At 46.6% G+C, this 15,284-nt stretch carries 12 protein-coding genes and 2 pseudogenes; 11 read left to right on the top strand and 3 right to left on the bottom strand.

Annotated features, from left to right (window positions below; translation table 11 throughout):
• The first annotated feature begins 5 nt into the window (after positions 1–5).
• From ACQVGS_RS18230 to ACQVGS_RS18215, 4 genes are read left to right on the top strand one after another with little or no spacing between them, the layout of a single operon-like run.
• Complete coding sequence (locus ACQVGS_RS18230) at positions 6–974, top strand: GDP-mannose 4,6-dehydratase (RefSeq protein ID WP_024120527.1); 969 nt, start codon at positions 6–8, stop codon at positions 972–974.
• Positions 975–996: 22 nt separating this feature from the next.
• Positions 997–1,908, top strand: coding sequence for a putative nucleotide-diphospho-sugar transferase (locus tag ACQVGS_RS18225; protein WP_106021461.1), 912 nt, complete (start codon positions 997–999; stop codon positions 1,906–1,908).
• Positions 1,909–1,936: 28 nt separating this feature from the next.
• On the top strand, positions 1,937–3,100 hold the full coding sequence (locus ACQVGS_RS18220; protein WP_024120529.1) for a glycosyltransferase family 2 protein: 1,164 nt from the start codon (positions 1,937–1,939) through the stop codon (positions 3,098–3,100).
• A gap of 14 nt (positions 3,101–3,114) precedes the next feature.
• A complete protein-coding gene (locus ACQVGS_RS18215; protein ID WP_106021460.1) occupies positions 3,115–4,050 on the top strand; it encodes a glycosyltransferase family protein in 936 nt (311 codons plus the stop codon).
• Positions 4,051–4,079: 29 nt separating this feature from the next.
• Here the strand turns inward: ACQVGS_RS18215 and ACQVGS_RS18210 are convergent, their stop codons facing one another.
• From ACQVGS_RS18210 to bcaP, 3 genes are all read right to left on the bottom strand, one after another.
• Positions 4,080–5,312 carry an MFS transporter gene (locus ACQVGS_RS18210; protein ID WP_127695724.1) on the bottom strand — a complete coding sequence of 411 codons (1,233 nt, stop codon included), beginning with the start codon at positions 5,310–5,312 and terminating at the stop codon, positions 4,080–4,082.
• Positions 5,313–5,433: 121 nt separating this feature from the next.
• A complete protein-coding gene (locus ACQVGS_RS18205) occupies positions 5,434–6,144 on the bottom strand; it encodes a YjjG family noncanonical pyrimidine nucleotidase (RefSeq protein ID WP_106022430.1) in 711 nt (236 codons plus the stop codon).
• Positions 6,145–6,247: 103 nt separating this feature from the next.
• The gene (bcaP, locus tag ACQVGS_RS18200; protein WP_106022429.1) at positions 6,248–7,633 is read right to left on the bottom strand and encodes a branched-chain amino acid transporter BcaP; all 1,386 of its coding nucleotides are present in this window, start codon (positions 7,631–7,633) and stop codon (positions 6,248–6,250) included.
• A 247-nt stretch (positions 7,634–7,880) separates the two neighbouring features.
• Here bcaP and yfmT point away from each other — a divergent pair, with 247 nt between their 5' ends.
• The 7 genes and pseudogenes from yfmT to ACQVGS_RS18165 all read left to right on the top strand — a co-directional run bounded on the left by yfmT (position 7,881) and on the right by ACQVGS_RS18165 (position 15,199).
• Positions 7,881–9,338 carry a benzaldehyde dehydrogenase gene (gene yfmT, locus ACQVGS_RS18195; RefSeq protein ID WP_491830321.1) on the top strand — a complete coding sequence of 486 codons (1,458 nt, stop codon included), beginning with the start codon at positions 7,881–7,883 and terminating at the stop codon, positions 9,336–9,338.
• A 507-nt stretch (positions 9,339–9,845) separates the two neighbouring features.
• Positions 9,846–10,211: pseudogene (locus ACQVGS_RS18190) on the top strand (methyl-accepting chemotaxis protein); the annotation flags it as partial.
• A gap of 134 nt (positions 10,212–10,345) precedes the next feature.
• Positions 10,346–12,235 carry an ABC-F family ATP-binding cassette domain-containing protein gene (locus ACQVGS_RS18185; protein WP_151174826.1) on the top strand — a complete coding sequence of 630 codons (1,890 nt, stop codon included), beginning with the start codon at positions 10,346–10,348 and terminating at the stop codon, positions 12,233–12,235.
• Positions 12,236–12,359: 124 nt separating this feature from the next.
• Positions 12,360–12,806 (top strand): YfmQ family protein, encoded by a 447-nt coding sequence (locus ACQVGS_RS18180; RefSeq protein ID WP_044163571.1) that lies wholly within the window; start codon positions 12,360–12,362, stop codon positions 12,804–12,806.
• Between the two features lie 124 nt (positions 12,807–12,930).
• On the top strand, positions 12,931–13,353 hold the full coding sequence (locus ACQVGS_RS18175) for a MerR family transcriptional regulator (RefSeq protein ID WP_024120538.1): 423 nt from the start codon (positions 12,931–12,933) through the stop codon (positions 13,351–13,353).
• A 65-nt stretch (positions 13,354–13,418) separates the two neighbouring features.
• Positions 13,419–14,609 (top strand): MFS transporter, encoded by a 1,191-nt coding sequence (locus tag ACQVGS_RS18170; protein ID WP_101860595.1) that lies wholly within the window; start codon positions 13,419–13,421, stop codon positions 14,607–14,609.
• Between the two features lie 436 nt (positions 14,610–15,045).
• Positions 15,046–15,199 (top strand): annotated as a pseudogene (locus tag ACQVGS_RS18165) (hypothetical protein).
• Positions 15,200–15,284 lie beyond the last annotated feature (85 nt).

Raw genomic sequence — 15,284 nt, 5'->3', positions numbered from 1 at the left:
CTGATTTGAGTTTCTGGAAAAATAAAAACGTATTTGTCACGGGTTGTACAGGTCTTTTAGGAAGCTATTTGGTGAAAGAGCTGATCGAACAGGGCGCAAACGTGACGGGGCTTGTCAGAGATCATGTGCCTCAGTCCAATCTTTATCAGGGAGAACATGTGAAGAAAATGAACATCGTGCAGGGCGCTCTTGAAGATTTGCCCGTGATTGAACGCGCGCTTGGCGAGTATGAAATCGACACGGTGTTTCACCTCGCTGCACAAGCGATTGTCGGCGTAGCGAACCGCAACCCGGTTTCAACCTTTGAAGCGAATATTCTCGGCACGTGGAATGTTCTTGAGGCCTGCCGGAAGCATCCGTTAATCAAGCGTGTCATTGTCGCGTCAAGCGATAAAGCATACGGTGATCAAGAAAACCTTCCGTACGATGAAGATATGCCGCTGCAAGGCAAGCATCCGTACGACGTATCGAAAAGCTGCGCGGATCTGATCAGCCATACGTATTTTCACACCTATGGCCTGCCGGTCTGTATTACACGCTGCGGAAATCTGTACGGCGGCGGAGATTTGAACTTCAACCGCATCATTCCGCAGACGATTCAGCTTGTGCTGAACGGGGAAGCTCCCGAAATCCGCAGTGACGGCACCTTTGTCCGCGACTATTTCTATATTGAAGATGCCGTTCAGGCTTATCTGCTTCTGGCGGAGAAAATGGAGGAACACAATCTCGCCGGGGAAGCCTTTAACTTCAGCAATGAGATTCAGCTGACTGTACTTGAGTTAGTCGAGAAAATATTAAAGAAAATGAACAGTAATCTAAAGCCGAAGGTGCTGAATCAGGGAAGCAATGAAATCAAGCACCAATATTTATCTGCGGAAAAAGCGAGAAAGCTGCTGAATTGGACACCTGCTTACACCATTGATGAAGGACTTGAAAAAACCATTGCGTGGTATACAGAATTCTTCAAAAAGTAACGCGAAATGAGGTGAACATACCGTGACGAGCGCCTATTGCACCGTTTTATCAAAAGGAAGATTATATCAGGCAGTCGCCTTATTTAAGTCTTTAGCGCAAGTCGATCAAGACAGCCCCATTTTTACGCTTTGTATGGATGATGACACGCACCGCGTATTGCGGAAATTGAATCTGAAGCAGCTGACACTTGTACCGGTGGCAGCGCTTGAAAATGAAACGCTCCTGAAGCTGAAGGATACACGGGATCAAAGCGAATACTGCTGGACGATGAAGCCGATCTTTCTGCAAGCTGTGCTGAACAGCAATCCCGAGCTGGAACGGGTGACGTATATTGACGGAGATTTATTTTTCTACACCGACCCGTCACCGATATTTGCGAACCAGCCGGACTGCTCGGTGCTGCTTTCCCGGGGCGATATTATCATCCCTTCCTTTGAGAGAGAGCAAATTGATATGCTGCAGCGTCTGTTAGGCAGATATAACTCGGGCTTTATCAGCTTTAAACATGATAAAGCAGGAACGGACTGTCTGGAGTGGTGGAAGGAGCGCTGTCTTGAGGAGTGTAAAAATGCGCCGGGTGAAGGGAAATTCGGGGATCAGGGCTATTTGGATTATATGTCTGAGCTGTTTCCGAATGTGTGTGACATTACAACACCAGGTGTGAACATCGGCCATTGGAATTACGGACAGCATACGTTTTCCTGGAAGGATGGCCGAATTGTGCTGGAAGATGGAAACCCGCTGATCTTCTATCATTTCAGCGGATATCGAATCGTCAGCATCAATGAAATCAAACAGATTCACGAAACAACACGCACAGACCTGCCGTTTGTGCATGAGCTGTACCAGCAGACCCTGCCGCATATCATTCAGCATATCAAAGCGCTTGACCCTGAATTTAACGGTTTTGCTTCAAAAGATGATAACAAATAAATGATTAAATACAGGAAGTGAAAATGAAGTGAAAGCAAGCGTTATTATTCCTGCATATAATTCAAAGGAGCGCCTCTATAACAGCCTTCTGTCTTTAAACCAGCAGGAGTGCGATGAAGAGTTTGAGGTCATCGTAGCAGATAATGGCTCTGAGGACGGGACGCTCTCGATGCTCAAATCGTTTCAAGCGGACTTTCCGCTGATTTTTGTACGGATTAAAGAAAACAGGGGCATTGCATACGGAAGAAATCAGGCGGTCCGCAATGCCAGAGGAGATATTCTGATATTCCATGACAGCGATATGCTTGCTGCCAAGGATCTTGTGGCAAAGCATATCAAAGCGCATGAAAACGAAGAGAATCTTGTCGTGTGCGGTTTATTTTGGAAAAGGATCTACAGCTATTATTATGAGCGCTTTGAAGATGAACATAAGAAGCAGCTCGCAAAATTATATGATGAAATGCCGAAAAAAGACAAACAAAAGCTTCTGGCGGAAGCGGATATCAAAAACGAAAGCTTTCTGGATCAAAGCTTTGACCTTGATACCGATTTTATTGACGTGCTGAAGCGGATACTGGATGAATACGGCGATGACTTAAAGGGCTACCATATGCCGTGGCGTTTTTTTATCACAAACAATTCATCAGTAAAACGAAAGCATGTGGCTGATCTCGGTTTGTTTGACGAAGGCATTGTGCGGTACGGGTTTGAGGATTATGATCTTGGGATCAGGCTCCATCAGGCCGGACTCACGTTCAGGCTGCACCGCGATATTGTCAGCGTTCATCAGGAGCACCCGAGCAATTGTCAGTCAGTAGACGATATCAGAGCAAACATTGCCTATATGTGCGACAAATATAACAACATTCAGTCATTAGACGTTCATCTTGCCTTTAACGGCCCATTCCCTCCGGACATGACCAACAGGATCATGGCTGATATTCATAAGCTGCTGGACTCGAAGAAATACGACATGCTGCTGCATCTGTTTCTTGAGCTGCTCCATGTCGTGAAGGATCGCAATCTGGACCCGGATTGGCAGAAAAAAACACCGCGGGTGACTGCGAAAAGCTTTGATTTGCAAGCCGTTCAAAAGCTTCTGCCAAAAGCGAAGAAGAAGCTTGGCGTGAACGATTTTGCCAATGCACTGTATGCGCTTGTCAATGATTTACTGCACGTGGATCTTAGATAAATGGATGTGGTATGGTGAGTCAATTTCATTTTTCAACAATAGTGTCAAGGACGCACATCTTTAAACTGATGCCTATGATTCATTCCCTCCATGAGCATTGTGATGATTTTCATTTATATGTGCTGTGTGTTGATCAGAAGGCATATGAATTGCTTCAGCACGTGCCATGGGAGCATGTCACCTTTGTGCAGCTTCATGAAATGGAAGATCCGGAGCTATTGGAAGCGAAAAGCAACAGAACGTTCCATGAGTATTGCTGGACACTGAAGCCCGCATTTTTGTTCCATGTCATGAGCCAGTGGGATGACGCCGAATATTATGCCCATATGGATACCGATCTGTTTTTCTTTTCTGATCCAGCGCGTATTTTTGCCGAAAATCCGGCGGCTTCACTGTATTTGACTGATCACCGCAACTCGCCGCGGTTCATGTCTTATTATGAGCGGACCGGGCGTTTTAACACAGGCTTTGTCGGCGCCCGGAATACGGAAGAAGCCTATAAAGCGGTGTGGCAGTGGAGACAGGATTGCATTGAATATTGCACGGTGGAAATGAATACGAAAAGAAAGACGTACGGCGATCAAAGGTATGTGGAGAAGTGGCCGGCGCAGTATCAGGGTGTGCATGTTGTCAAATCAACCGGAGCCAATACGGCGCTTTGGAATATAGAAAACTATAAGGTGACTCAAAAGGACGGCCGCGTTTATCTAGATGAAACGCCGCTGATTTTCTATCATTTCTCCGGATTCACATTGGTGACGGAGAACGAATTTAATCTTTGCTGGTATTACCGCATTGAAGACGAAGCGACAATTGAAATGATTTATATGCCGTATATGTTAAACCTGAAAAGGTGGATTGACGAAATACAGACGGCATTTCCGGACTTTGCGGACGGCTTTATCCCGAAGCACGCGGTGCCGGACACTCATTTTATACAGCTTGATTAAAAAACCCCTGCCAGGCGGCAGGGGTTTTTTCAGCTATGCCATTCTCTCAGTTTCTGATCACTCGGCAAAAGAAACGCAAGGATGCCAAGAATCGGGAGAAACGCAATGGCAATCATGGTCGGGGTCAGTCCCGCAGCATCAATGAGAGCGCCAAGCGCCACAGCGCCGATTGCTCCCATACCGAAGGCGAGGCCGACGGTTAAACCGGACATCGTGCCGATCTTTCCGGGGACAAGCTCCTGTGCATACACAACTGTTACGGAAAAGCTCGACATGAGAACCAAGCCGATCAAAGCGAGTACGCCATAGGCCAGAACCGGTCCGGCAAATGGAAGCAGAATCGCCAGCGGCGCTGAGCACAGCAGCGAGCCGAGAATGACAACTCGTTTTCCGAAACGGTCTGCGAGCGGGCCGCCGAGAAAGGTTCCGACAGCGCCAAACAGCAAAAAGACGAAAATATAGCTCTGAGCCTGCTGAATGCTTACGTGATATGTATCCATCGCGTAAAACGTGTAAAAGTTGCCGATCGCACTCGTATACCAAGAACGCGCGAAAATCAAAAAGATAATAATAATAAGAGCGGTTATAACGGACTTGGTGACAGACGAGTTTTGTTCAGCGGCTTTCTTTTGGGTGCCCTGCTTCTGTGCAAGACTGCCGAGCCGAGCGGCGTACCATTTTGCAATATAAAGCAGAAACATAACGGCGAGCGCGGCTACAAGTGTAAACCAGACAGCACCGAATTGTCCGAGCGGAACAAGGATCAGCGCGGTAATCAGGGGCGCCATCGCTTGGCCTGAGTTTCCTCCGACCTGATAAATGGACTGGGCAAGCCCGCGTTTTGTGCCGGCGGCCATATAAGCCACACGGGAGCCTTCCGGATGAAAAATAGCGGAACCTAATCCGATGAAAAACACACAGCACAAGATCGTAATAAATGACGGGGCAAATGCAAGGCCCAATATGCCGAGCATGCTGGCAGTCAGCCCGATCGGCAGGGCGTACGGCCGCGGCCGTTTATCCGTATACCAGCCGACGACAGGCTGCATGACGGATGACACCATGTTTAACGTAAAAGCGATGATGCCAAGCTGTGTGAACGTCAAACTCATGGAGCGTTCCAAAATCGGGAACATGGCCGGAATCACAGCCTGAAGCGAATCGTTGAGCATGTGGCAGATTCCGATGATAAACAAAATCGGATACACGGTGGTGCCGGGTTTTTGAACAGTTTTTTCCTTCAGTGGGGCGGCAATAGCCAAATGATTCTCCTCCTAACATATATCACCAATGCATACCAACATATTATTCATAAGGTGAAGGATTTATCAAGGGAAAAAAGACGCCTTCTGGAAAGACGCAGCGCCCGCCGGCCAAAAAACATTAACAGTTGATGATTGTGTTTTCGATTTTCAGAATATGATATAGCTCTTCAAGCTTACGGATGTGGTACGTTGGCACAACCTCTGTTTCAGTGAGATTCATGTCAGGGCTAAGCCAGCACGTATCAATTCCGGCGAGCTGTCCGCCTTTGATGTCCGCTGTCAGCGAATCGCCGATGATTAAGGTGTGCTCCGCTGAAAAATGGGGAATCCGTTCAAACACATAGTCGAAGTACTCTTTCATCGGCTTTTGAAAACCTGTGTCTTCAGAAACGAAAATGTCCTTGAAGAACGGAAATAATCCTGAATCTCTGAGACGCTTATACTGAGTACTGGAAACGCCGTTTGTCACGATATACAAATCAAAATGCTGTTCCAGTTTTGCGATGAGATCAAAAGCTCCGTCCATAAGCTGGTGCCCTTCTTCAAGAAAACTGCGATATTTCTGGTCTAGCAGCACTCCGTCTGCTTCATAGCCATATTCCTTGAACAAAGCGGAAAAGCGGGTGGTCATCACTTCATCGCGAGTCATGTTTCCGCCTTCAAAGGCTCTCCATAGTCCTTGATTAATTGTTTGATAACGGGATTCCATTTCATCGGTAAGCGGAATGTTTTGATCTTCAAACAGCAGGCGCAGCGCTAATTTTTCTGCCGCTGTAAAATCCAAAATGGTATTATCTACATCAAATAATAAAGTGCGGTATGGTTTCAAGGCTGGTCTTCCTTTCTGTATGTGTACTCAAAGTATAGCACACGCGAAAACGAAAAAAGCCGGCGGATTGGACGTTTGAAATGTCCGCACCGACGGCTTACAATTATTTGTTTAATAAGCTGTGTTTTTTTGCATAAAGGAAATAAACGATCGTTCCGACGGCGATCCAGATGACAAATGAAAGCCATGTGATGCCTGGAAGGCTGTACATAAACCAAAGGCATATTCCAGCGCTGATGATTGGCACAACCGGAACGAACGGCACCCTGAAGGAAGCTTTGATTTCCGGGTGTTTTTTTCTTAACACAATCACAGCGATCGAAATGACTGTAAATGCCGCAAGCGTTCCCATGTTTACAAGGTGCGCAAGTGTGCCGAGATTAATAAATCCTGCGATCCCCGCCGCGACGATTCCTGTCAGCCATGTGTTGCGGAACGGCGTTTTGAATGACGGATGAATCTTTGCGAACAATCCCGGCAAAAGACCGTCTCTGCTCATGGCAAAGGTTAAACGGACCTGGGCATACAGCAATGCGAGCATCACTGTTGTGATTCCGATGATAGCGCCGACAGAAATAATTCCCGCAACCGCATCCTGGCCGACGAATTTAAGCGCAAAGGATACCGGATCACCGACATTTAATTTGGCATAAGGCATCATACCTGTCAAAACAAGAGATACCGTGATGTACAAAATGGTGCAGACGGCCAGAGCTGAAATGATGCCGATCGGCATATTTTTTTGCGGGTGCTTCACTTCTTCTGAAGCGTTGGAAACTGCGTCAAATCCGAGATACGCGAAGAAAACCGTTGCCGCGCTGACAATGACGCCTTTCATTCCAAACGGCATAAAAGGAGTCCAGTTATCCGGTTTGACATAACCGAAGCCGACAATAATGAACAATAAAATAATTCCGATTTTCATCAGCACGATCACGTTGTTGAAGCGTGTACTTTCTTTGACACCTCTGCTGACAATTGCAGTGATGATGAGAATAATGACCGCAGCCGGAAGGTTAAACACGGCGCCCGGCGAGCTTCCCGGAGCTCCTGTCAGCGCAGCCGGAATATGAAAGTTAAAGCCGGCGAGCAGCGATTGAAAGTATGAAGACCAGCCCGTGGCAACCGCCGACAGCGCAATGACATATTCAAGCATGAGATCCCATCCGATTAAAAAGGCGAGCAGCTCTCCAAGTGTGATATAGGAGTATGAGTACACGCTTCCTGAAATCGGAATCGAAGACGAAAACTCAGCATAACAGAAGGCGGCAAGCGCACAGGCGAGACCCGCTAAAATGAACGATAAGATCAGGGCAGGACCGGCACCGGTCGCGGCCACAGTTCCTGTAATAACGAAAATCCCAGTGCCGATGACACACCCGATACCGAGAAGTGTTAAATCAAATGCGCTTAAAGTACGGGCGAGGCTTTTTGACTGGCTCTGCGCATTTAATGTTTCAAGCGGTTTTTTTCTAAATAATGAACTCATAAAAAGTTCCTCCTGGAAAATTCAAAATATTCTAATCATTATATACATTTCTCGTTGTATTATATTGTCGAAATTTGACGGCGTCAATCATATATTTTTCTGCTTTAAACGATAGAAGCTAAAAAGCGTTGTCGTATCATAATATAGTAATTTTTACAAAGGGGATATTGAATTTTGCTGATGGTGAACCGATAGAAATGATAGATTGGCCATATTTTGATTTGCTGGTAAAAAGGAGATGCTGACCATGTTTCAATATGAAGAATTAAACAAACAATTTATTGGCGGAAAATGGCAGGAGGGCAGCAGCCCAAATGTATTGGAAAACAAAAATCCTTATACTCAAAAAACAATCACATCCTTTCAAAAAGCGACAGCTGATGATGTAGATGAAGCGTACCGGGCGGCGGCTTTGGCAAAGAAAAAATGGGATGCGGTCAACCCATTCGAGAAAAGAGCAATCTTAGAAAAAGCCGTTACGTATATTGAAGAGAATGAAGAAGCCATCATTTATTTGATTATGGAAGAGCTGGGCGGAACAAGGCTGAAAGCAGCTTTTGAAATCGGACTCGTGAAAAACATCATCAAAGAAGCGGCGACGTTCCCTGTCCGCATGGAAGGGAAAATCCTTCCTTCTACAATAGACGGCAAGGAAAACAGATTATATCGAGTGCCGGCAGGCGTTGTCGGTGTCATCAGTCCTTTTAACTTCCCATTCTTTTTATCTATGAAATCAGTAGCCCCGGCACTGGGAGCAGGCAATGTCGTCGTTTTGAAGCCGCACGAAGAAACACCGATTTGCGGCGGTACGCTGATTGCGAAGATTTTTGAAAATGCGGGCGTTCCGGAAGGACTGCTGAATGTTGTTGTCACTGACATCGCAGAAATCGGTGACAGCTTTGTCGAACACCCGGTGCCGCGGATCATCTCATTTACAGGCTCTACGAAAGTGGGCAGTTACATCGGCCAGCTTGCGATGAAGCACTTTAAAAAGCCGCTTCTTGAGCTTGGCGGAAACAGCGCCTTTATCGTGCTTGAAGATGCGGATATCGAATATGCAGTCAATGCGGCAGTGTTCAGCAGATTTACCCATCAAGGACAGATTTGTATGTCAGCCAATCGCGTACTGGTTCACTCATCAATTTATGATCAATTCCTTGAGCTGTATCAGGCAAAAGTGGAATCGCTGAAAGTTGGTGACCCGATGGACCCTGATACGATTATCGGGCCTTTAATCAACAGCAGGCAGACTGACGGGTTAATGAAATCTGTTGAGAAAGCGATTGAAGAAGGGGCTGTTCCAGTGAAGCTTGGCGGATTTAACGGGACGATCGTGGAGCCGACCATCTTAAAAGACGTGAAACCGTTTATGAGCATTGCTAAGGAAGAGCTGTTCGGGCCAGTCGTCTCCTTCATGACATTTGATTCAGAAGACGAAGCGGTGGATATTGCAAACGATACCCCGTTTGGCTTAAGCGGAGCCGTACATACCTCCAACCTTGAACGCGGCGTGGCTTTTGCGAAACGCATTGAAACAGGCATGATTCACGTGAATGACACGACAATTAATGATGAACCAAATGTGGCATTCGGCGGTGAAAAGCAATCTGGCCTCGGCCGATTAAATGGCGAATGGAGTCTTGAAGAATTTACGACACTGAAATGGATTTCAGTTCAGCACGAAAAACGCAGCTTCCCTTACTAATAAAAGGAGTGATTGGAATTGAGCATAAGAACAGAAAATGAAACAGCAGATCTTCTAGACGCATTTGTAAAAGTAGCCCCTTATTTAAACAGCCTGGTTCAGGATGATATTACAATCGGCATTTATGATACGGAGAAATTGCTGGTCAATATTCCGGCAAAAACCTTCTCCCTTAACGTAAAAGCCGGAGATCCGCTGCAAGAAGGAGATATCATCACAGACGCGATCCGCAGCAATCAGAAAAAAACGAGCATGGTGCCGAAGGAATTGTTCGGTTTCCCATTGATCGCACGCGCCATCCCGCTTCATGACCAGAACGGAAGAGTGATTGGAGGAGTGGGCCTCGGCACGAGCCTTGAGGAGTCCTCTAAGCTTCATGATGTAGCGGAAAGCTTATCGGCTGTCGTTGAACAAACGGCTGCGGCCATTTCCGATATATCTGACTCCATTAACGGATTCTCATCGCAAATGTCGGGCATTTCCTCACAAGCGAAAAAGGTAAGCGAAAGCGCGGGAGAAATCGCCGATATTTCAGTAACCGTGAAAGGCATTTCTGACCAGAGCAATCTGCTCGGTTTAAATGCTGCGATTGAAGCCGCACGGGCAGGGGAGTCCGGAAAAGGCTTTTCTGTCGTAGCCGATGAAATCAGAAAGCTTGCGACGCATTCGAAAGAAAATGTCGGCCAGATCGATCAGATCACGAAAAAAATCCACAGCCTGTTAAAAGGGCTAGAAGAATCGATTGAATCGATTAATCAGCATACTGACGGACAAGCTGCGGCTGTTGAACAGATTTCCGCCACGATGCAGGAGATCTCAGGCAGTGCGCAGCATCTCGCTAAAATGGCAGAAAAAGCGCTTGAAGAAGAGTAAGAGACTGGGGACAGAGTCCCCGGTCTTTTTTTCTGTCCGGTATTTCCATGAAATTTGTCTGCTCTTTTACTAGTTTTATTCCAGCGGCTGATTTAAAATGTACACATGAACTTACGTGAGGATTGATAGGAACCATGAGCATATTAAAAGCGGAGAACCTTTACAAAACATACGGAGATAAGACGTTATTTGACCATATCTCCTTTCATATTGAAGAGAATGAGAGAATCGGATTAATCGGGCCGAACGGCACCGGAAAATCAACGCTGCTGAAAGTGATTGCCGGCTTGGAATCTGTTGAAGAAGGCGACATCGCCAAATCCGGCAGCGTGCATGTTGAATTTCTTCATCAGGACCCGCAGCTGCCTGCTGGACAAACTATTCTGGAGCATATTTATTCCGGTGAATCGGCTGTCATGAGAACGCTCCGTGAATACGAAAAGGCGCTCTATGAGCTGGGAGAAGACCCGGAAGATGAAAAACGCCAGAAACACCTGCTGGCGGCGCAGGCGAAAATGGATGCAAACAACGCGTGGGATGCGAATACCTTGGCGAAAACGGTGTTATCGAAGCTGGGAGTAACTGAGGTGACAAAGCCTGTGAACGAGCTCTCAGGCGGACAGAAAAAACGGGTGGCGATTGCGAAAAACTTAATTCAACCCGCTGATCTTCTGATTTTAGACGAGCCGACGAACCATTTGGATAATGAAACGATTGAATGGCTTGAAGGGTATTTGGCGCAATATCCAGGCGCCGTCATGCTGGTGACGCACGACAGGTACTTCTTAAACCGCGTGACAAACCGCATTTATGAGCTTGAACGGGGCAGTCTTTATACCTACAAAGGCAACTATGAAGTCTTTTTGGAAAAGCGCGCGGAACGGGAAGCGCAGGCCGAGCAAAAAGAAACAAAGCGGCAAAATCTGCTGCGCCGTGAACTGGCCTGGCTCAGACGCGGAGCGAAAGCACGCTCCACAAAACAAAAGGCGAGAATCGGCAGGGTGGAGTCGCTTAAGGAGCAGAAAGGCCCTCAGTCAGCCGGCTCGCTCGACTTTGCGATCGGCTCCCACCGTCTTGGAAAGCAAGTAATTGAAGCGGAGAACGTGATGATCGCTTATGGAGGAAACGTGCTTGTCGATCGATTCAATGAACTGGTTATACCAGGTGAACGAATCGGGATCATCGGGCCGAACGGCATTGGAAAAACAACACTGTTAAACAGCCTTGCCGGACGAATCACTCCTGACGGCGGGCATATTACGATCGGCCAGACAGTACGAATCGGCTACTATACCCAGGATCACAGTGAAATGAACGGTGAGCTGAAGGTGATTGAATACATGAAAGAAACAGCGGAAGTCGTGAAAACAGAGGACGGCGATATCGTCACCGCTGAACAAATGCTTGAGCGCTTCCTCTTCCCGCGCTCCATGCAGCAAACCTATATCCGCAAGCTGTCCGGCGGAGAAAAGCGGCGCTTATACTTGCTTCAGGTTCTAATGCAGGAGCCGAATGTGCTGTTTCTCGATGAGCCGACAAACGACTTGGATACAGAAACGTTAAGCGTGCTTGAGGATTATATTGAACAGTTCCCTGGCGTTGTCATCACCGTATCCCATGACCGCTACTTCCTTGACCGCGTCGTAGACCGTTTGATTGTCTTTGAAGGGAATGGCGTGATTTCTCGCTTCCAAGGCTCCTACAGTGACTATATGGAGCAGGCCAAAGCAAAAAAAACGGCTGAGAAACCCGCAGCTGAAGTCAAAACAGCTGAAGCGGAACCGAAGAAAAAACGGAAAAAGCTTTCTTACAAAGATCAGCTTGAATGGGACGGCATTGAAGATAAAATTGCCGAGCTTGAAGAAAAGCATGAACAGCTCGAAGCGGATATCGCCGCGGCGGGCAGTGATTTCGGGAAAATTCAAGAGCTGATGGCCGAGCAGGCAAAAACAGCGGAAGAGCTTGAGGCAGCGATGGATCGCTGGACAGAATTGTCCCTCATGATAGAAGAGCTGGAAAGCTAAAAAAGTGCGGCCTACTGCAGGCCGCACTTTTTTTCACATAATGTACAAAAACGAAACAGCCAGCTTATGATAGGATGGAATTGTGTGTCAGCGGCACATTGAAAACTAACGGAGATGATGAAGTATGACATGGGCTATCGTGATGTTAATCCTCATGAGTCTGGTGAAAATCGTATTAACCTGCCTGCCAACAGGCGTCATAGAATGGCTGCTCAGCAAATTCGAGGTTCACGCCAAGCTGAACGACGAAGATGCTGTTCTCTCTCTAGATGGAAAACGGCTCGAGGGTGAAGAGAAAAGGCACATGATCGATCAATTTAACGAAGCTGTCTTCCTGGAGAAATATTATATTTATCCAGGCGACGAAGAGCGTTATTTATACCCTGAAAACGGCGGAACACCGCTCGTGATAGATACGAAAAAAGGCAAAAAAGATGTAAAGCTGTTTGTGTACAGCTACGATGACCATATCGATGTCGTGAAACAGTACAAGAAGAAGGTTATCGCGTATCGGCTGCTTTCTGAAAGCATGCAAAAGCAGTCTTTGTCAGTGACAGGGAGCCTAGCTTAAAATAGGATAATGAAAGACGGGTGCTTTATGTACTCGTCTTTTTTATTATATTTCAAAACTTAACGTTTACGTTAAGGTCCAAAAGGTGTATAATAATAACAGAACAGGCGAAGGGGGATTTACCATGGAATGGATGAAGATTGATCAAGTTGCCAAAAGAAGCGGGCTGACAAAGCGGACCATTCGGTTTTATGAAGAAATCGGCTTGATTCCAGCACCGAAACGGACGGAAGGCGGCGTTAGACTTTATTCAGAGGATGATATGGAAGAGCTTGAGAAAGTGATCAGCACAAAGGAAGTGCTTGGCTTTTCCCTTCAGGAGCTTCAGCATTTCATGGAAACCAGCCGCCAGCTTGAGTTAAACAAAGAGGGGTATTTGTTGTCACTGGATCCAAAGGAACGGAAAGAGAAGCTGGAGGAAATTCAGGAAACGCTGAATCACCAGCTGGATTTGATTGATGAAAAAATCCGCACATTCCAAAGCTTTAAAGAACGTCTGCACGGGATGAAAGACAAAGCGGAGCATGCCATTCAATCAATCGAATAAAACGTTTGGTAAACGCTATTTTTGTAGCGTTTCTTTTAATGGAATAAAGATGGAGGTCAGATCAAATGGACAATACAAAACAAGTGAATCAGAAGACAGGTTTGCTGAATCAGCCGAAAGCTGTATGGGCTGTCGCGTTTGCCTGTGTGATTTCCTTTATGGGAATCGGGCTGGTCGATCCTATTCTTCCGGCGATTGCCGCACAATTACATGCTTCACCTAGTGAAGTATCACTCTTATTTACAAGTTATTTGCTCGTTACCGGATTTATGATGTTTTTCTCAGGAGCCATTTCCAGCAGGATCGGTGCAAAATGGACATTAATTCTCGGACTTATTTTTATTATTATCTTTGCAGCGCTTGGCGGAAGTTCAAGCTCAATTGCTCAGCTTGTCGGCTATCGCGGCGGCTGGGGACTAGGTAATGCGTTATTTATTTCAACAGCGCTTGCGGTCATTGTCGGCGTGTCTGTCGGCGGCAGCGCTCAAGCGATTATTTTGTATGAGGCGGCGCTCGGACTCGGGATTTCCGTCGGACCGCTTGCAGGCGGAGAGCTTGGAAGCATTTCATGGCGTGCGCCGTTCTTCGGGGTATCTGTCCTGATGTTTATTGCGTTAATCGCCATTTCCTTGATGCTGCCGACATTGCCTAAACCGGCGAAGCGCGTTGGGGTATTTGACGCCATGAAGGCACTCAAATATAAAGGCCTTTTGACAATGGCGGTATCGGCTTTCTTATACAACTTTGGATTTTTTATTTTGCTCGCTTATTCTCCGTTCGTTCTGGATTTAGATGAACACGGCCTTGGATATGTTTTCTTTGGCTGGGGACTTCTGCTGGCGATTACGTCAGTCTTTACGGCGCCGCTCGTGCACAAAGCGCTGGGTACAGTGCGTTCCTTGGTTGTTCTCTTTATCGCCTTTGCGGTCATTCTGATCATCATGGGCATCTGGACAGAGCATCAGGCGTTGATTATTACATGTATCGTTGTGGCCGGTGCTGTCCTTGGTATGGTCAACACGATCATGACAACAGCTGTCATGGGCTCTGCACCGGTTGAACGTTCAATCGCTTCTTCAGCCTACAGCTCAGTCCGCTTCATCGGCGGCGCGATCGCTCCGTGGATTGCGGGAATGCTGTCAGAACACTTCACAGCAAGCGCGCCGTATACAGTTGGCGGAATTGTTGTTCTCGTCGGTATGCTTGTGCTTCTGCTGGGTCGTAAACATCTTGCCGGAATTAAGGCAGGACATTAATAAGGAAAGACACTGCTAAGGTGCAGTGTCTTTTTTTATTTGCTTAATCTTTCCCTCATAATGGTATGATCGTATTTCCCGTCAGATAGCCATTTATCATTTTTTTAACCCCTTCTATTATGAAGTGAAATGGCATGCAAGGATATGTTTTTAGTCTCGATTGAATCGGCTCACCATTTGCAATCGGTTATAATCTAATCATAATGGAATCGACGCGAGAAAGGACATCCAGATGACACAATTTTACTATTTAGCTGCTAAAACGCCTTTAGAAACCGGTTTTTTCAGTCAGCCCTCCGGCTACTCCCGGAAAGGGCATCCGCTCCGGTCAGGTATTGACGCGGCGGGCATTTATCTTGAGGAAGCCGAGAATGTGTCTGTGCATTTACGGTTGCCTTATCAAATAATAGTTCATGCTGAAGAGGGATCATTTGCCATGCATAAGGCAAAGCCTGACGCATATGACTTGAAGTGTTTACAGACGCTCTATCAATACATACACAGCGTCATGAAAAACAGCTTTTCTGTCGAGTGGTTCACCGCATGGGCTGATGAGGAAGACCTTGAACTGTCTGCCAAAAAAGAGCTGATACTTGATGAATTCATATCGCCATTGCAGCTCATTTTAAAAGACAGAGAGCTTTTGAGAATCGTTCAGAAAAAATGGCAGTAAAA

The sequence above is a fragment of the Bacillus sp. SD127 genome, from assembly GCF_058566445.1.
This window is presented reverse-complemented; position numbering and strand designations above follow the sequence as displayed.